Origin of the sequence: Vibrio sp. ABG19 (assembly GCF_029962385.1) — a bacterium.
GTDB classification, from domain to species: domain Bacteria; phylum Pseudomonadota; class Gammaproteobacteria; order Enterobacterales; family Vibrionaceae; genus Vibrio; species Vibrio ostreae.
Window position 1 is genome coordinate 26,290 of record NZ_CP071707.1, and the last position, 18,498, is coordinate 44,787.

Annotated in this window: 16 protein-coding genes and 1 tRNA gene; 9 read left to right on the plus strand and 8 right to left on the minus strand. The window is 50.7% G+C overall.

Annotated features, from left to right (window positions below):
• Positions 1 to 169: 169 nt before the first annotated feature.
• From J0X00_RS00125 to J0X00_RS00135, 3 genes are all read left to right on the plus strand, one after another.
• Positions 170 to 1,072 (plus strand): LysR family transcriptional regulator, encoded by a 903-nt coding sequence (locus tag J0X00_RS00125; protein ID WP_282476681.1) that lies wholly within the window; start codon positions 170 to 172, stop codon positions 1,070 to 1,072.
• A gap of 13 nt (positions 1,073 to 1,085) precedes the next feature.
• The gene (gene fdhD / locus J0X00_RS00130; RefSeq protein WP_282476682.1) at positions 1,086 to 1,949 is read left to right on the plus strand and encodes a formate dehydrogenase accessory sulfurtransferase FdhD; all 864 of its coding nucleotides are present in this window, start codon (positions 1,086 to 1,088) and stop codon (positions 1,947 to 1,949) included.
• 109 nt (positions 1,950 to 2,058) lie between these two features.
• Entirely contained in the window at positions 2,059 to 3,045 is a 987-nt protein-coding gene (locus J0X00_RS00135; RefSeq protein ID WP_136483958.1) for an LLM class flavin-dependent oxidoreductase, read from the plus strand.
• Positions 3,046 to 3,126: 81 nt separating this feature from the next.
• On the opposite strand, the gene J0X00_RS00140 is transcribed toward J0X00_RS00135, so the two are convergent.
• The 4 genes from J0X00_RS00140 to J0X00_RS00155 all read right to left on the minus strand — a co-directional run bounded on the left by J0X00_RS00140 (position 3,127) and on the right by J0X00_RS00155 (position 7,031).
• Positions 3,127 to 3,552: a VOC family protein gene (locus J0X00_RS00140; protein ID WP_136483957.1), complete on the minus strand. Its 426-nt coding sequence runs from the start codon at positions 3,550 to 3,552 to the stop codon at positions 3,127 to 3,129.
• A 221-nt stretch (positions 3,553 to 3,773) separates the two neighbouring features.
• Positions 3,774 to 4,571: a slipin family protein gene (locus J0X00_RS00145; RefSeq protein ID WP_136483956.1), complete on the minus strand. Its 798-nt coding sequence runs from the start codon at positions 4,569 to 4,571 to the stop codon at positions 3,774 to 3,776.
• On the minus strand, positions 4,546 to 5,958 hold the full coding sequence (locus J0X00_RS00150; RefSeq protein ID WP_282476683.1) for a nodulation protein NfeD: 1,413 nt from the start codon (positions 5,956 to 5,958) through the stop codon (positions 4,546 to 4,548). Before J0X00_RS00150 ends, J0X00_RS00145 begins: the two co-directional genes overlap by 26 nt.
• 143 nt (positions 5,959 to 6,101) lie before the next feature.
• Complete coding sequence (locus J0X00_RS00155; protein ID WP_282476684.1) at positions 6,102 to 7,031, minus strand: DMT family transporter; 930 nt, start codon at positions 7,029 to 7,031, stop codon at positions 6,102 to 6,104.
• Positions 7,032 to 7,124: 93 nt separating this feature from the next.
• Between J0X00_RS00155 and J0X00_RS00160 the strand changes: the two genes are divergently transcribed.
• Positions 7,125 to 8,021, plus strand: a complete 897-nt coding sequence (locus J0X00_RS00160; RefSeq protein ID WP_136483953.1) for a LysR family transcriptional regulator — start codon at positions 7,125 to 7,127, stop codon at positions 8,019 to 8,021.
• Positions 8,022 to 8,103: 82 nt separating this feature from the next.
• Positions 8,104 to 9,033, plus strand: a complete 930-nt coding sequence (locus J0X00_RS00165) for a CHAD domain-containing protein (RefSeq protein WP_282476685.1) — start codon at positions 8,104 to 8,106, stop codon at positions 9,031 to 9,033.
• A gap of 44 nt (positions 9,034 to 9,077) precedes the next feature.
• Here the strand turns inward: J0X00_RS00165 and J0X00_RS00170 are convergent, their stop codons facing one another.
• The gene (locus tag J0X00_RS00170; RefSeq protein ID WP_282476686.1) at positions 9,078 to 10,010 is read right to left on the minus strand and encodes an AraC family transcriptional regulator; all 933 of its coding nucleotides are present in this window, start codon (positions 10,008 to 10,010) and stop codon (positions 9,078 to 9,080) included.
• 149 nt (positions 10,011 to 10,159) lie between these two features.
• Here J0X00_RS00170 and J0X00_RS00175 point away from each other — a divergent pair, with 149 nt between their 5' ends.
• Both J0X00_RS00175 and J0X00_RS00180 read left to right on the plus strand, forming a co-directional pair.
• Positions 10,160 to 12,373: a TonB-dependent siderophore receptor gene (locus J0X00_RS00175; RefSeq protein ID WP_282476687.1), complete on the plus strand. Its 2,214-nt coding sequence runs from the start codon at positions 10,160 to 10,162 to the stop codon at positions 12,371 to 12,373.
• Positions 12,339 to 13,547 carry an alpha/beta hydrolase-fold protein gene (locus J0X00_RS00180; protein ID WP_282476688.1) on the plus strand — a complete coding sequence of 403 codons (1,209 nt, stop codon included), beginning with the start codon at positions 12,339 to 12,341 and terminating at the stop codon, positions 13,545 to 13,547. The genes J0X00_RS00175 and J0X00_RS00180 overlap by 35 nt, the downstream gene beginning before the upstream one ends.
• Before the next feature lie 208 nt (positions 13,548 to 13,755).
• On the opposite strand, the gene J0X00_RS00185 is transcribed toward J0X00_RS00180, so the two are convergent.
• From J0X00_RS00185 to J0X00_RS00195, 3 genes are all read right to left on the minus strand, one after another.
• Positions 13,756 to 13,829, minus strand: a tRNA-Cys gene (locus J0X00_RS00185).
• A gap of 158 nt (positions 13,830 to 13,987) precedes the next feature.
• A complete protein-coding gene (gene viaA / locus J0X00_RS00190) occupies positions 13,988 to 15,433 on the minus strand; it encodes an ATPase RavA stimulator ViaA (RefSeq protein WP_136483950.1) in 1,446 nt (481 codons plus the stop codon).
• Positions 15,434 to 15,440: 7 nt separating this feature from the next.
• Positions 15,441 to 17,096: an ATPase RavA domain-containing protein gene (locus tag J0X00_RS00195; RefSeq protein ID WP_282476689.1), complete on the minus strand. Its 1,656-nt coding sequence runs from the start codon at positions 17,094 to 17,096 to the stop codon at positions 15,441 to 15,443.
• 309 nt (positions 17,097 to 17,405) lie between these two features.
• On the opposite strand from J0X00_RS00195, the gene J0X00_RS00200 reads away from it, so the two are divergent.
• A complete protein-coding gene (locus J0X00_RS00200; RefSeq protein ID WP_136483948.1) occupies positions 17,406 to 17,921 on the plus strand; it encodes an NUDIX hydrolase in 516 nt (171 codons plus the stop codon).
• A 242-nt stretch (positions 17,922 to 18,163) separates the two neighbouring features.
• Positions 18,164 to 18,475 carry a cytochrome c gene (locus J0X00_RS00205; RefSeq protein ID WP_282476690.1) on the plus strand — a complete coding sequence of 104 codons (312 nt, stop codon included), beginning with the start codon at positions 18,164 to 18,166 and terminating at the stop codon, positions 18,473 to 18,475.
• The last annotated feature ends 23 nt before the right edge of the window (positions 18,476 to 18,498 follow it).

Genomic DNA, 18,498 nt, shown 5'->3' on the forward strand with positions numbered 1-18,498 from the left:
ATAAAAGCCGATAATAATGTCGAACTGAATCTATTCAGTCTGTCAGTCTCAACACAAGCGGACCTTTCTGGTCACCGGACATGACGCGGCCTGCACCAAAATTGCCATTCACAGTATGGCTGCCGCAGTGACGAGTGCGCTTAAAGAAAGGGCCGCTTAAGGAAGTAGTATGGACATTAAGCAACTCAAATACCTCATCGCTCTGGATGAAACCCAGCACTTCGGGCAAGCCGCAGCAATGTGTAACATCACTCAGCCGACGCTGTCTATGCGCATTCGTCAGTTGGAAGAAGAGCTGGATCTGACCTTGATCAATCGTGGTCAGCGCTATCAGGGCCTAACCGAAGCGGGTGAACGAATCCTGGCCTGGGCACATACCCTACTGGCGGCGCACGATGCGCTGCAAACGGAAGCCGCTAACTGTCGCGGCCAGGTTGTGGGTAGCCTGCGTCTGGGGATGGTTCCTCTGGCCAGCCTGAATCCAATGGTGTTGCTTGAGCCCTTGTCCAAAAGTTATCCGGAGCTGCGTTATCAGCTCTCTTCATTGACCTCAGAGCAAGTGATCGACGGCCTTAACCGCAACCAGCTCGATCTTGGCTTATGTTATATGGATCAGATTGATACCACTCATTTTGACGTCATCGAGCTGCCTTCCACCCAAATGGGGCTGCTCTACGATCAGCGCTATTTTGATTTCGACGAGACCGAGATGGCCTGGACAAGGTTAAACAGCATGCCTTTAGGCCTGCTCACTCAAGGCATGCACTATCGGCAGTCGATTGATATCAGTTTCAGCAGTAAAGGCATCACACCCAAAATCCTGCTGGAAAGTGACTCCACCTTCCAACTGCTGCAATCGGTCAACGCAGGGTTGTGCTGCGCAATCATGCCGCTCAACAGCGGTTTGGAACACATGAACGATGCGCTGCAAATCATTCCGATTGAAGACGCCCGTGTCCGCGCCCGCATGGGATTGCTGATGCGAAAAACCGAACCGCGCTCAGCATTAGCAGAACGCTGCTTTATCAAGGCACAAGAGATCTTTGCTGCCGGCAGCCATCAGACAGATTAACGCGGAGGTCAGCATGACATGTACATTAACCCAGTTAAGTGAATTGGCTGATACTAACGTTGCCGCGCCAAATCCGGACGAGTACGGCTACGTCGAAATGGATCAGCAACAGAATATCGCTTACAAACCACTGGCCAGTGAAACCGCGCTTTCTATCAGCTATAACGGCCTCAATCATGCGGTGATGATGGTCACGCCCGGTAATATCGAAGACTTTATCCGCGGCTTTAGCCTCAGCAGCGGCATCGTGCAATCGATGAGTGAAATTCGCGACATTCAACTGCGCACCGGCCAGGACTCGCACAATGCAGAAGTGGAACTGAGCAGCCGCGCCTTCTGGGCACTGAAAACCCAGCGCCGTACCCTGGCCGGAACCAGTGGCTGCGGTATTTGTGGGGTTGAAGCTCTGGAGCAGGCACTGCCGCAGCTTGAAGTACTGACTCCGGTAGCCGCACCCGACCCGCGTCAATTCATCAATTTACGCCAACGCATTGCCGAGGCCCAGGTGCTCGCCAGCCAAAGCGGTGCCCTGCACGCAGCGCTGTACGCTAACAGCGCAGGTGAAATTACCTTGTGCCGTGAAGACATTGGTCGTCACAACGCACTGGATAAACTGATTGGGGCGATGCTGCACCAGAAAATTGATCCGCAAACAGGGTTTGTGGTGATGACCAGTCGCTGTAGCCTGGAACTGATTCACAAAACCGTGCGCGCGAAAGTAGCCACACTGGTTACGCTCTCCGCCCCAACCGCATTAACTGTGCAATGGGCGCGGCAACACAATCTGAATCTGATTCATCTGCCAAAGCACAGCGCGCCACGTCTGTACAGCCCGGCTCCCGGCCCACGCAGTACTTCATCTTTAGTGCCTGCTTAGCCGGTTTCATCAGGGCTGCGCCTGAACAGCGCAGCCCTTACATTCTGTCGGTTTATTTTGGCGTGATAAACAGGCATAGTGATCACTCGTCCATGACACAAGAGTCCTCATGCAATTACCTCCTTTTTCAATCCTGGATCTGGCGCCAGTCTCTGAAGGCTCCGATTTTCATTCCACATTCCGCAACTCGGTTTCTCTGGCCCAGCACGCTGAAGCGTTAGGATTTAAGCGCTTCTGGATGGCGGAACACCATAATATGCCCGATATTGCCAGTGCCGCCACTTCCGTACTGCTCAGCCACATCGGCGCCAATACGCAGACAATTCGTCTTGGCTCCGGCGGGATAATGCTGCCTAACCACGCTCCGCTGGTGATTTCCGAACAGTTCGGTACCCTGGAAGCCCTTTATCCGGGCCGGATTGATCTCGGATTAGGTCGTGCGCCCGGTACCGATTATCCGACCATGCACGCGCTGCGCCGCGATCCGGAGCGTATGGATCCTGATTTTGATGAACTGCTGGAAGAGCTGCAGTTTTTTATGGGCCCGATATCCGACAACCAGCCGGTACGCTCCTATCCGGGCAACAACGCGAAAGTACCTTTGTGGCTGCTCGGCTCAAGTACCTACAGTGCCCGTTTAGCCGGTATCAAGGGGTTACCTTTCGCTTTTGCCGCTCATTTCGCCCCGGATTCGATGTTACGCGCTCTGGACATCTATCGTGATAATTTCCGCCCGTCTGAACAACTCGACAAGCCTTACGCCATGATCGGCGTGAACGTAATCGTGGCCGAAACCGATCGTCAGGCACAGTATCTGGGCACGACGGAAAAGCAGAAGTTCCTTAAAATGGCACGTGGCGGACGCGACAAACTACCGCCACCGGTCATGAGCATGGACCCGCTGTGGCTGCCCCATGAGCAGCGACATGTTGAAACGCAATTACGGGAATCGATCCACGGCAGCCAGGAGACAGTCCGTCGCCGCTTAGAAAATCTGCTTGAGCGGACTCAGGCCGATGAGATCATGGTGAACGCCATGATTTACGATCATCAGGAAAAACTGAAATCGTATCAGCTGCTGTCAGAGTTACGCTAAGCCAGGTCTGAGCACAACCACAAACAGCACAAAGCCGCGTCAAAACGCGGCTTTGTTGTCGATTTAAAGCACAGTTCCTGCCTACTTGGCGAACAACTGCCCCATATCTTTAAACGCTTTAAATTCCAGCGCATTACCACACGGATCGAAAAAAAACATGGTTGCCTGTTCACCGACCTGGCCTTGAAAACGAATATACGGCTCAATCACGAACTCAATGTTGTAGCGCTTAAGACGCTCGGCCAGCGCTTGCCACTGCTCCCAGGTCAGCACCACACCAAAATGCGGCACCGGAACATCATGCCCATCGACCGGGTTAGTCACCGCCCGCTCCTGATCGGCGGTACGCGGATGAAAATGGATCACCAACTGGTGACCGAAAAAATTAAAATCGACCCAGCTTTCTGCGCTGCGCCCCTCTTCGAGGCCAAAGACTTCGCGATAAAACTGCCGGGCGAGCGGCACATCATAGACAGGTATCGCTAAATGAAACGGTTGTAAACTCATGAGCACTTCCTTGATTTATGCTACTGCTACAGCACTGCTTTGCCACTGATACTGCATTGTTTTGCTACTGATACTGCATTGTTTTGCCACTAATACAGCGGTCAGACTTGGCGTTAACACCTTACTTCCCTGTGACTTAAGTAGTTGAACACCTCAAACGTCAACCACTTGTTCAAGTGTACCTGTGCCGGCCGCTCTGCCCCGTGCTCACGCGCCCAGAATCAGGGCTCTTTATCAGGTTTTTTGTTTTTAGTCAGGGTCTGGAACAAACCTTCCATCATTGAGGTTGGCATCGGAAATAGTATGGTCGAGCTTTTTTCGCCGGCGATTTCGGTTAATGTCTGCAAATAACGCAGCAAAATGGCATTTGGCTCAGTCGCCAGACGATTAGCCGCTTCCACCAGTTTCTCTGACGCTTCCATCTCACCGGATGCGTGAATCACTTTCGCGCGTCGGGTCCGCTCAGCTTCGGCCTGACGGGCAATGGCGCGGATCATCGATTCATTCAGATCGACATGTTTTATTTCGACGTTGGAGACTTTAATCCCCCACCCTTCCGTGCGGGCATCGAGAATGGCCTGAATATCCGCATTGAGCATTTCCCGGTTGGCTAACATCTCGTCCAACTCATGCTGACCCAGCACCGAACGTAAGGTGGTCTGAGCCAGTTGCGATGTGGCCTGGAGATAATTTTCCACATTAATAATGGCTTTCTGTGAATCAACCACGCGGAAATAGAGCACGGCATTGACCCGCACCGACACGTTGTCACGGCTGATGACATCCTGACTCGGTACATCCATCACGACCGTGCGTAAATCGACCCGTACCATTTGTTGGATGACCGGGATGACGATGATCAAACCCGGACCTTTCACCTTCTGGAATCGACCGAGGAAGAAAATCACCCCGCGTTCATACTCACGCAGAATACGGAATAAGCGCACTGCGATCAGCACCACCAGCACCACAATCAGAATCGGTGTTAGCAGCTCAGTGTTGACTGGAATTGCTGGCATCGTCTGTACTCCTTTTTACTTGAGAAACTTTAGTGACTTTCAGAATCAAGCCATCCAGTTCAATGACTCGTATCGGGTCCCCTTTGCTTAACGGTACGTCACTGATGGCTTCCCAACGTTCACCTTCGACATGCACAAAACCGTGTCCGGTAAAACTCTCCAACGCAACGCCATGCTCACCAGCCAGCGCTTCGCTGCCACTGACCACTTGTTTTTTGCGCAGCTCCATAACGCGCTTGAGCACAAAAATGATCACCCCTGCCGACACAGCGGCAATCGCATAAATCAACGTCAGGGAAACACGTAGCTCAGGCAGATCGCTGTCGATCAAAAACACCGAGCCAAGTACAAAGGCCACAATGCCACCTGAACCGAGCAACCCAAAGCTGGGCAGGAAGGATTCGGCAATAAACAGAGCGATACCGAGCAACATCAAGCCCAGCCCCACATAGTTCACTGGCAACAACTGGAAAGCATACAAGGCGATAAGCAGGCAGATTGCGCCGGTGATCCCGGCAATACCAAAGCTCGGACTATAGAATTCGAGTAACAGGCCATATACCCCGATCATCATCAGGATATAGGCGACGTTAGGGTCAGTGATGGTGGCCAAAAACTTATTGCGTAAATCAGGGTCACGCTTTTCAACCTGAGCGTGACTAAAATCGAGCGTCACTTGCTGATGATTCAGCTCGAGCGTTTGCCCTGTCGCTGCTGACAATAAATCCTGGGGTGACTCAGCCATAACGTTAATCACGTTCAGCTCGAGTGCTTCGCTAGCCGATAAGGTAGCGGCTTCACGCACTGCTTTTTCCGCCCATTCGACATTACGGCCACGCAACTGTGCCAGAGAACGAATATAAGCTATTGAGTCGTTGAGGATCTTTTTCTCCATCGCACTGGGTTCACTGGGCTTGTCCTGCTGTTCTCCACCCGGGCCTGGGCCGCCCATTTGTACCGGCGTCGCAGCCCCAAGTGTGGTCGCAGGTGCCATTGCTGCAATATGGCAGGCGTAAAGAATATAGGTACCCGCACTGGCAGCGCGAGCTCCTGGCGGATGAACCAGACAAAGCACAGGTATGTGGGAAGCAAGGATATGTTGGTTTATATCGCGTAGGCTGGACACCAGGCCACCGGGAGTATCAATCGCAATAACGATTGCCGGAGCATCAGCGATGGAATTGGCACGTTGAATCTCTTTGATCACATAGTCGCCAACAGCAGGGCCGATAGCACCACTGATGGTGATCACTGGAACGGTAGATGAACGCTGTAACTGTGGCAATGCTGACTGTTCTGGCTGCGTGCCACTGTCCGTTTCACCCGTCGCCAGTGTTGAGACACTCAGCAGCACCGACAAAAGCGCTGCAAATAGCCGACGATACATAATCAGATCCGGTATAAAACTCTAATTAGAGTTTAGCTAAAATCCTCACCTTTGCTGTGTGAATATCGCCATAGATAAAACAAGGGCGGGAATATCCCGCCCTGCTGGCTGTTGCTCGTTATTATTGCTCAATCTTCACAACATCACTGCTGAGGACAGGCCATTGATTTGCGTTTCGGCAAACGAATCCGAGGCAGAAGCAGGCCCGCCACCACTAATCCAATACCGGCTAACTGCAATTGAGTCACCGCATGCCCCATCACAAAGGAAGTCAGGACTGAGAAAATCGGCACGAAGTTAAAAAACAGTGCTGCGCTGGCCGAACCGAGGCGACGCACACCATTGAGCCACAACAGATAACCGGCCACGGTGGCAAACAAACCGATGTACACCACCTCGCTAATGCCGACAGCGCTGGCATTAAACAGTTCTGCGAACGGATGCACGTCAGATGAGAACAGGCACATCACGCCAATCACGGCCACGCCACTCAGCATGCCTACCAGAGTGTAAGGGATCACCGCCATCCAACGACTGATACCCTGGCTGAAATAGGTGTACAGACTCCAGGCTAGCATGCCTGAGAAGATGAGCTTGTCACCATGGTTAATCTGCAAGGAAAGCAGGGTTTCAAGATGGCCGTTGGTGATCACCATCAGTACCCCGGTCAGACTGACCAGCAGACTGAAACATTGTGCGCGTGACGGCCAGCTGCGCTGAGCGACACTAGCGATCAGCGAGGTCATTAACGGGCTGAGAGCCATGATCAGCGAGCCATTGGTTGCGCTGGTATAGGCAAGGCCGGTGAAAAGCCCGAGATTAAGACCACCCACGCCCACAGCGCTGACCGCAAACACCCACAGCCACTGGCGGTTGGTGATGACAGGTTTAGGCATGCGCGCGACACGCACATACAGCGCCAGACAGGCTGCAGCGATAACAAAGCGCCAGAAGACTAAGGTCAGCGCATTCACTTCCTGCAACGCATGTTTGCCGATGGGAAAGCTGCTGCCCCAGAAAAAGGTACAGATAAGAAGAAGCACAACTGCTTTCAGGATTGAATCGGAATTCATCGTCACTCCAAAGAACTTGTCAAAACAGGTTGCCTAGTGTATTGATTTCAACATTATAATAAATAAGCAAAATTAAGACGGTAAATGCCATAAATGAAACCTAACTACTCTTTAGACGATTTGCGCTGTTTTTGTGCTGTTGCCCGCTTTGCCAGTTTTAAAGAAGCCGCTGCTTATCTGGAAATGCCCCTTTCCACCTTGAGCCGTCGTATCCGCCAACTGGAAACCGATCTGCAACTCAGGCTTCTTAACCGCGATGCCCATCGGGTGATTCTCACTCATACCGGTGAACAGTACTTCCAGCGTTCAGAGGCCTTGTTTGACGAGCTCGGAGACATTGATGAGGATTTACACCGCGATAAACACCAGCCAACCGGAAAAATTCGTATCTCCACGCCTATCAACGCCGGCTCCCAGTTTCTGCGCCCGATTTTTTATGATTTTTTATTGCAACAGCCGGATATTCAGCTCGACCTGCGGTTCTCCAATTCCCTGATTGATATCGAAGCGGAAGGCATGGATGTGGTATTTAGGGTTGGCAGTCCGGTGGTCGATAACTGGATCGCCCGCCCACTCAAACATATTCATTTCCTCCTGTGCGCCCATCCGGATTATGATCTCAGCGCGATACAGCACCCCAAAGATCTGTGTGGTCACCCGACGGTGCTTTGTCACCCTATGATTCCCTGGCAACTGGTGAATAAAACCAATCACCAGGAATTTGATTACCATCCGCAAAAAGGTGTCCGGCTCGAACTCGATGAAATTCAGATGCTGTCGCATGCGGTCAAAACCGGACTGGGAATAGGCTATATTCCCGACTATTTTGCCCTGCCAATGATAGCGCAAGGTGAAATGCAGCACGTATTACCAGACTGGCGCAGTAAAGAACGCACCCTGTTTATGCTGTATCGCGAGCGTCAAAATATTCCTCTGCGCGTGCGACTGTTTATTGAGTTTGTCCTGCAATATTTCGACAGCCATGAATAAATGACACAGAGCGACAGACTTTTTGCTCGCTTAACCTCCAATTCCCAAGCCGGGCACTACACTAATGGAACGGAGGTGCATCATGACGCTCTTTTCCCCGTTAACGCTCCCAGTCCCGGCCAAACAGCTGCGTTGTGAAGACGACACACCGGTATGTTGGCTGTTGAGCCAATATCTGCTCAATGAATTTCAGTATGCCCTGCTGCATGAGCCAGGCATACTCGAGGATCGTGATCCTGAGTATCTGCATCAGTATCGGGTCAGCCTGCGCCGCTGTCGTTCCATGCTGGCTATTTTCGCCGTCGTTTATCCGCCTCAGGCCGTCACTAAACTCAGACAGCAGCTTAAAGTGATGATGGAACCCAGTGGATTGTTGCGAGACTTAGATGTGTTTACTGATCCCGATTCGCACCCGGAATCGTTGAGCACAATACTCAGTGAGCTGCTGCCTGTTGTGACCGCCAAACGGAGCAGAGTATTTCAGCGTTTTTCACATTGGATCGAGAGTGATGAGTACCAGCATATCACGCAGCAGATTTTTATCCGTTTCATCGATTGTGCTCAGCACCCGACTCAAGCCGGTTTGAAAAGTTTGCATTCTGTCGCTGCTTATCACCTCGAAAAACAGACTCGGAAACTGCTGAAATCCAGCCGCCGAATCAAGCCCGGCAGCACAGACGAAGAGATTCATAAACTGCGGATTGGTTGTAAGAAATTACGTTACCTGAATGACTTTTGCCGCGCTGTGGGGATAACCACTGCAGAGCAGTCATTGATTGAACAAGCTCAGCTAAAACATTGGCAGAGCGAATTGGGAAAATTTAACGATACTTCAAGTCAGTTACATTTTTGTCTGACCCATCTCTCGCCACTGCAGACAAACACAAAGACTGTCCAAGCTGTTGACGCCTTTGTTAAATACAGCCGGGAACAGCATCACGCCAGCAAGCAGCAGGTACTGAACAATATCGCCACATTGGTAAATCACGGAACAAAAAAGGCAGCGCATTAAATGCCTGATAACCTTCACCTTCGTAATACCCACTTCAGAGGTGTTTATTCAGGCTGGCCATCGTGCGGATTGTTCGTCACACCACACACCTGACTCGGCGGGCCGCCAAATAACTTGCCAAAGGCCGTGATAAAGTTGGCGGTATGCTGATATCCGGCCATGAGTGCAGCTTGCTGAATCGAAATCGCCTCCTGTTCCAGCAAAATCTTAGTCTGGTGCAGTTTCCGTTCACGCAGGTATCGCTGCAGACTCATCCCAAGCTCTTTGCGCGCGATACGCTGCAAAGTGGACACACTCATCCCCAGCTCAGATGCCATCTCAACCAATGACATTTCGTCCACCTGCTTTTGACGCAGGAATATCTTGAGTCGGGTCGATTGTGGCTTGGGTTGTGGTTCGCTGAGTAATGGCTGATGCTTCATATTAAGCAGAAGATTTTCCCACACCGCCAGGGTGAATGCCTCTCGCATCAAAGCCTCTGCCTGGTTATGACTATTGGTCAGATTCAGCACCTCCGCCATCTGCCCCAGATGAGGGGGTAAAGACCAGTCAAAACGACTCAGGTGCTGGCAAAAACTACGTTCAAAACCTTGTCGCTTCGCACCTGAAAGCTGTTTGTCCAACCATTCCGTAGACAGAGACAGCACGATGCTCCGGCTGCGCACATGCGCTTTCGCCGCACCCTGGACAGAATCCGGTCGTGCATAGAATATGGCCGTCGCCTGGATAGGATCAGAACGGTGGTAACGGCAACTCCTCAGACGATGAACATCGCCGTATGTCATCAGGGCTTTACTTTCCAAGGGAATAGCAATGATCAGCTGCGGCGTGAGCTGGCGTTGCGTGGCAAAATCCGCCTTATGCACAATGTCTTTGTTGTGAAACAGGATTCCCTGCTGCATTTTCAGATTTTCGACTCTGCCGGTAAACAGCCCGCGTTGTCGCGCACTGGTATCTTTAACCGCGCTATCCATCATCGCTTTATCCAATCCACCATCATCACTTTGACCATTTCAAAAAATAAAATGAACAATCCGCAAAATTCCTGCCGGATACTGAGTGGTATATTAACGCCGACAAAAACAAATGAAAATGATTATCATATCGCTTTAAGGAGTTAATATTCATGGTTGTCGCTAATACTACTCATCTGCGCCCTTTAGCCATCGCGGTCAGTCTTGCACTTGGTGTGACTGCATCTCCATCGCTTTTCGCCCAAGAGCACCACAACACCGGACAGGAGAACTACACCAGACAGGAAAACCACACCGAAGCAGCGGAATCATCTTCTAAAGAGCTCCTCGTGGTATACGGTAACCCCCTGTACGGTATGGCCTCTTCTGAAGAGACGGGTGGTTATGGTGTTGATTCAGCGACAGTCGGAACCAAAACACCAGCGGCACTGCGCGATATCCCTCAGTCCATCACGGTGCTGACCAATGACTACATTGAAGAGCGGAATTTTGTTGCGGTCGACGACCTGGCCAAATATACCCCCGGGTTACGTACCATGGTGAATGACAGCGGACGCTCGTCCATCTTCTCGCGCGGCTATGAATACGATGAAGTCAATTTGAATGGCTTACCGGCACCGATGCAAAGTAAATACGGCACTCTGCCTGCGCTGGCTGCTGTAGACCGGGTAGAAATCATGCGCGGCCCCTCTGGTTTATTTAACAGTACCAGCGAACTGGGTGGTGTGATCAACATGGTTCTCAAGCGCCCCACCGAAGAATTCAGTGGTTCAGTGACGGCACGTTACGGCAGCTGGGACCGTCATTATCTCGAAGCGGATATGGGTGGTTCACTGAATGACTCAGGCAGCGTACGCGGGCGCATGGTTGTCGCTAATGCCGATATTAAAAACCAGGTCGATGACAACGACAATGACAACGGCACCTATTACGGTACTCTGGAGTTTGATCTGACGGATCGCACCCTGCTCTCTGTCTACGCTCTGCATCAAACCAAAGACATTGTGCCCACCAATGGTCTGCCTGCCTACAGTGATGGTTCTATGCTGGATATTAGCCGTACGACCTACCTGGGAGCGGATGACGACAACTTTCATGCTGATACCACAGATGTCGGCTTTTCTTTACAGCACGCTTTTAGCAATGGCGGTGTCGGTCAGATTTCTGCGCGCTATATGGATCATGACATGTCCCTGGAGCAAACTTACACCAACGGCGCCGTTGATGAAGACGGTAACACCGGATTGATGTTCAGCGCGCAAGCTAACCAGCAAAAAAACACGTCTCTCGACATCAACTACAGCCAGATGTTTGATCTGTTTGGGCTACACAGCGAAATGGTCGTGGGCAGTGATTACAAACGCTATGAATCCGATGTGCAAAGCTACACCAACCGTAGCATCGCCTCAATTAACGTGTTTAATTATGACCCGGCCAGTGTCACTAAACCGACTTACCGCTACAGCAAAAATGTCCATTCCGAGTCTTCCGAGATCGGTTTATATGGCAAGGTGACCTGGCGTTTGCTGGAACCTCTGGCGGTCATTACCGGCGCCCGGGTATCCTGGTACGATCTGGAAACGGTGAATACTGTCATCAGCACCGGGGCTGACACCAAACAGGAAGACGATTTCAACGCTAAGCTGACCCCTTACGCTGGCGTAGTTTATGACCTCAACGATCAGCATTCTGTGTACGCCAGTTATTCCAAGGTCTTTAAACCACAGACCAGCCAAAATGAAAATGGCGACATGCTGAAACCGCGAGAGGGCCATCAGTGGGAAACCGGTATCAAATCGGCCTTGCTTGACGGCCGCCTGAATACCCGTGCCTCGCTGTTCCTGATGAAAGACAATAATATTGCCGCGCAAGCCTATGATGACAGTGGTGTGGCAATCAGCAACACCTACTGGGCTACCGGAAAAGTCGAAACACAAGGCATAGAACTTGAAGCGACCGGTTACCTGACCGATAACTGGATGACAATGACCGGCTATACCTATACCGACATTAATGAAAAGTCAGGCGATCACAACGGTAAGTTTGATGCCATACCGCACCATTCATTGTCATTGTGGACTGACTACCACCTGGCTGACTGGATCCCGGGCTTACACATCGGTGGTGGTATGACCGCGCTGAGCAACTACTCGTTCAGCAAGAGCGGAGTCACCACACATCAGGCTGGTTACGCGATCTTTGATGCTGCCCTGCGTTATGATATCACCGACAACATGCAGGCAACGCTCAATGTTTACAACCTGTTTGATCGCGAATACTTCTACCGTGTCGGTTCTACCACGACATTCAATATGTATGGTGAGCCCGCTAATGTCATGGCTGGTTTTACCTACAAATTTAACTGATACCGATAAAGTCCTTTATTCAGCGACCCAGACACGCGGCGTGGCGGGGAATCTTCTGCCACGCTGTTTAGCATCAGTCTGGCCAAATGAGCGAGCGCCGATACACCATTATATGATGAAAAAACTACTGAGTACTCTGATCGCAATGTTGAGCTTCACGACAGCCCAGGCACAACCTGTAAATTATGCTTTGAGCTACACCCACCATTCATCCGTTCTGAATGAAGAACGACAATACAGCGTTTATCTGCCCAAAGAATATGATTCACAGACCGGGCAGCACTTTCCGGTGCTTTATCTGCTGGATGGAGAGCAACACCTGCTAGAAGTTGCCGGTATCACCGATTCTTTGCGGGGAGGGCTCATGCCCGCGCTGCCCGCGATGATCATCGTCGCCATCCATAACACCGACCGAATGCGGGATTACACTCCCAGCCACACTCAAACGCTGCCTAATGGCCAGCCCGCAGGAAAAGCCTATGCTACCACTGGTGGTGGCGACAAATTTTTAACCTACCTCATCCGTGAGTTACGCCAGGAGATTGAACAGCAGTTTCGTACCACACGCCCAGCGTTGTTAGTCGGCCATTCTCTGGGTGGCTTGCTGGCCCTGGATGCGTTTACGCAAGATAATGATGCTTTTCAAGGAATTATCTCGATTGATGCCAGTCTGTGGTTTGATTTTCCCCGTCATAGCGAGCAACTGACGCAGCGGCTCAAACAGAAGCCGCACTTTCCGTCCTCGCTCTTTATCGCGATTGCTAATAATCCTTACACCCCGGGATTTGGCCGTTCCAAATTCCATCGTGACCAACTGCTGAAATTTGCCGATCAAATCCTGCAAGCCTCTGAGCAGAAACAACGCCAGACAGCACCTGAAAGAGATATCACCAGCCGCTATTATGCCGAAGAAGACCATCACTCCGTTTATCATCTGGCGGTTTATCATGGCCTGCAGTGGCTGTTTCGTGGTTATCGCCTTGATTTGAATCCGACGACATTTTCTCTCGAACGCGTCAGTGCAAACTACCAGTTTTTAAATCAGCGCTTTGGCAGCTCACTGAAGCCGGAGCGCAACCGATTACAAGCTCTCGAACACAAAGCTCGCCTCTGGCCTCAGATGGACATTTCGGTACAGCAGACACAAGCGCTCCTGCAGCACTATTACCGGTAAGAGCCACTACCCGAACCGTGCTAATCGGGTCATGTCAGTCACCTGGCTGATTCCGGTTAGCACAACGCCCGGCGAAACAGAACCCCGGATAACAGAAAAGGCGAAGTTAGCTTTGGACCACAGTTAAATCAGATTGGAATATTCACACCGGAATTTCAGGTATAAAAAAACCAGCTCTTGGCTGGTCGTCTGACGTTCAAGGCAAGAATGGAGGCGCGTCCCGGAGTCGAACCGAGGTCCACGGATTTGCAATCCGCTGCATGGCCACTCTGCCAACGCGCCTTACCTTGAACTTGCATCGGGCTCTCCCGCTGCGTTCGATGCACACTTTACGGATTGAGCCGGGAGAGTCAAACAAAAAAATCATTTTCTTGTTTAGTTGCTGACAAATAAACCAAACTGAATATTTATACGGCAAAAATAGCGTCAATCACCGGGTATCACCATTTTTTCATCAATCGTCCGACCAGATTGGGATGATAGTGCCAACAGTGATCAAACATGCTCATCAACTCCGGGTTACCATATTTGGACAAACTAAGAGCATGAAAACGGTTTTTTCCGGCTTTCAGTCGTTTAACCTGGGCCAGAACCTCTTCATCCTGTTTAGGGGCGATGAAATCGGAAATCACCACCATATCGGCATTTTTATAACGACCACTGCTCATCAGCTCAATCGATTTGAGCATCACCGGCTCAAGGTCGGTGCCACCATGAAAGGCGTAACTAAGGAAGTCGCTCGCCTCACGCAGGCCATCCTGGCGCGTCAGTTCATAGGTAATATGCTCGGTCGAAAACAGCATCACATAACAATCGCGGTCTTCTGCCAGGGCAATCTGCATCAGAGCATAGGCCATCGCCTTCGCGCATTGCTCCGGGAAACCGTTCATAGAACCTGATGCATCCACACACACAATAAACGGTCCTTTCTCAATGTCAGCCTGCTGATTATCCGGACGATGCGCTTTGACTTTGCGTAACGTCCGGGACTTGCCCTGCATGCGATAGTTCATCAACCGCTTGTCGATTAAGTGCTTATAAAACACCACTTCCAGTTCCGGATAAGCCAGAAACAGCGTTTCGTTGGGCAGCAACTTATTGAGATCATCACTTTCGTGAATGCCGACAATATCATCGGTGGCTTCATCGGATTTCTCTTCCACCAATTGCAACTCTTCTGTCGGCGCCCGATTGAGATCCGGATCATCCACATCACTGGCCATTCGGCCCAGCTTCTCGGCAATGTCTTGCAGCCCTTGGTTCTTCTTGAGAAATTCCGCGTGCCGCTTCATCACAGACAGATCACCACGACTCAGTTTCGCCGACGCCATATCCCATAAACGGCCAACACTGCCGGCATCACCCGACTCCGTCACCTTATCCATGTTGCGCAGAGTTTCCATGCGCTGATAGAGGTCAGCCAGCAGTTTTTCCTTGTTCGCTTCCAGCTCCATCACCTGAGCTTGCTTAATCGCGTCCGTTAACGACTGATACCATTGATCGCAAAAATAGTGCGGGAACATCGGGTTGTGGATACCCTTGTTCTTTTCCAACAGACGACGGGCCGGCAAATAGAATGCAGAATGCCACTCCAGCTGTTTGACCACATCATTGATGCGCTCAAAAAACATCTCCTCATCCCAGTGAATCACTGCCTGGTAAAGAGAAAGCTCCTCCTGGAAGCGCTCAGTTTCACACACCCGCGTAATGCGCTTCTTAACGCTGCCACGCCATTTAAGCAGATGGTTTTTGACCGTGGATTTGACCCCGCGGCTTTCGGCCATCATCATTAATTGTGAACGACCCATTAAATCGTTGACGGCACTATCGATAATACCGGAGTCCGCAATCATTAGGGCCAGATTCAATCCGTCCACACCAAGCATAAGTCACCTACGAGAAAAACTGGTCGAGATTACGATAACGTAATACGCTCTTTTCACACTCCGTTTGTATGATTTCCAGTTGTTGTTGCAATTGCTGCAGGGTCGCTTCCATTGCGGTAGGCAGCTCGGGGTCAATAAAGTTGTGAGGCAACGCGCCATGGAACGTTGAACGCACTTTGCGCAGGTGATGTTCGGCGTCAGAAAGCTGTGCCATCGCCTGCTCTGCCTTACGCAGCCACTCCTGATAACGTTCATTGTCCAGCCCCTGCTCTGTCACCAGAGAAACCAATACCGAGCGGTTGGCGATATCTTTAATGACCAGTTGATCGCCTGCATCGACATCAAAGCGCAGACGACACAAATTGGTATTCTGGTTCACATAGCCGTACACATCGCCGTGGCCATCTTTGATCACTCGCTCCAGTTCGTTTTTTGGCAGATAAACCCAGCGACTGTCGCCTTTCTCCGACTCGGATACCGACATATTGCTCTGCAGCAGCACCATTTTGACCAAGTCATAAGCCGCACCGATGCGATAGGTTTTAGCGCCGCGGATATCATAGTGATGGATCTGCTTTTTGATCAGGCCGGTCGAGGTCTCTGTCGACAAGTGCATACCAAAATCCGCTTCCAGTTCATCCTGGATAGAAGATAAATCTTCACGGCATAAGGTAATCTGTTGCTCGACCTGGGACTGGTCAAAGGCATGACGCAAGGCAAATTCACGAATCACATCACGTACCACATCACGGGACTCAGGACTGTTCCACAAACAGTCCTGCAACAGCAGCAAGTCAAGCGGATTGATGGCACTGCGACCGTTAAAAAAGGCGCTGGCTTTGAGTAGCTTGACCGCTTTTTTCCAGCGTCGATCGGACACATACATATCCATCTCAGCCAGATTGCTGCGTTCCACCGCCTGTTCGAGCAGTGTCTTAAGCTGATACAGCTTTTCAAATACGTCGTCACCCAGAGCAAGCTTGTCAAGCTGAGCCTGCCACTGATGATACTCTGCATCGGTAATCGCCAAGCCTGGCGGGATACTCGCTTCTTGCGGCGTACCGACCGTCAGCATGGATTTAAAATTCTGTTTATTTTGAATACGGTTAACAAACACTCGCACCAACATACGGTCATACAAGGCTTCAAGGCCGCTGTCTTCATCGGGCAATTCGTTGGATGCAGAGACCAGCAGACGCATCGGCACTTTCTCGATCTCATTACCATTTTTGAAGGTTTTCTCGTTAACGACCGTCAGCAAGGTATTCAAAATGGCCGGACCCGCTTTCCAGATCTCATCCAGAAAAACCACCTGCGAGGTCGGCAGATAACCGTCCGTCAGGCGTACGTAACGCCCGTTATCTTTCAATTCCTGAATACTCAGTGGCCCGAAGACTTCTTCCGGAGTCGAGAAACGTGTCATCAGATATTCAAAATAACTGCTATTATCAAAGGCCTGAATGAGGCGCTTTGCTATCAGACTTTTGGCAATCCCCGGAGGACCAAGTAAAAAAACGCTTTCGCCGGACAGTGCAGCAAGCAGACATAGCTTGATGGTACCTTCACGTTCGTACACACCGTCAGACAGCGCTTTGGCCAGTTTATTGATGCGTTCGGAGAGCAACGCCTGTTGCGCGTGCGAGGCAGAAGAAGGATTGATCATTAAATCGCTCCACGGCGGGGTGAAAAAAGGGCATTTGAATTAATAAATTTATACATTTGTTATCATTTTGTTACAAGTTAAATTTCATTTCAACACGACTTTATATCAGATTCCTGCCTGCGGCCGTAATGCAGAATCAATGATTGCAGATATAACGTTCATAATCTGAACGAATACTCTATCAACGGCGAATAAGTGCCATCAAGTGTCGCACAATTGTATTTGGGTCCGAGAGAGAAGTAAGATAAGGTGAAGGCCAAGCCGGAGATAACCTCTGGTTCGCGACTACCGGACACGAAGTACCCCCGCATGAGCAAAACCATACACAGCTGGAAAACTATTGCACTGACCGAAGAAGAGGTGCAGCTACCTAACGGACACACGATTACTCATACCACCATCGAACATCCCGGCGCAGCGGTTATTTTGCCCGTCACAGCCCAAAACAAGATCGTCCTGGTGCATCAATTTCGTCCGTCACTGAAAAAATGGTTGCTTGAGCTACCTGCCGGAACCATGGAGCGCGGTGAATGCTCACTGACCTGCGCGCACCGGGAACTGGAGGAAGAGACTGGCTACAGCGCAAACGAAATGATTGCACTTGGGTCCGTGACACCACTGGCTGGTTTTTGTGATGAAATCCAGTATTTGTACGTGGCAAAACAGCTAAGCAAAACCAATCGGCTGGGCTGTGATGAGGATGAAGTCATCGAAGTCGTCGAGCTGTCGGTGCAGCAACTGGAACAGAAGATTATCAATGGTGACATCACCGACAGCAAAACCATCGCCTGCCTGAGCAAAGCCCGGCTGTGCGGCTATTTGTAAGTCTGCAGTTAGGTCATTATTTACCTGACGAAATTTACCTATCGAAAACTAAGCGCCGTTCAAATCCATCTAAACGTTTTATGTGCTTGTTCTCTTTACCTAAGACAAGTACCTTCCGACTTTGCTTCTACGCAATATCGGAGGGCCGTAACATTGTCAGAGCCACATTTCTCCAAAATAATCTTGAGCTTACCCCAAGAGCAAACAGTAGCCTTGAGAGACGATTTTACTGAGAGCTAACCATGCGTTTATCACTTTTCATTAGTATGTGCCTTATCACTCTTACCTCATTTGCATATGACGGCGATCCCATTCTCGGACAAACAAAGATACCCAGTTGCCCATTTTGCCACGGCAAAGATGGCATCGCGCTGCAGGGGCGCTACCCTAATCTGCGAGGACAGGATGAACTGTATCTGTTGCAAGCCATGCGAGCCTATCAAAACGGTGACCGTAACGGCCCCATGGCACGTATGATGCAAATCCAGTTGCAAAGGCTGAATGATGAGGACTTACATGACATTGCTGCTTATTATGCCTCACAGGGTGGATAAATAGCCAAACAGTCCGTAAGAGC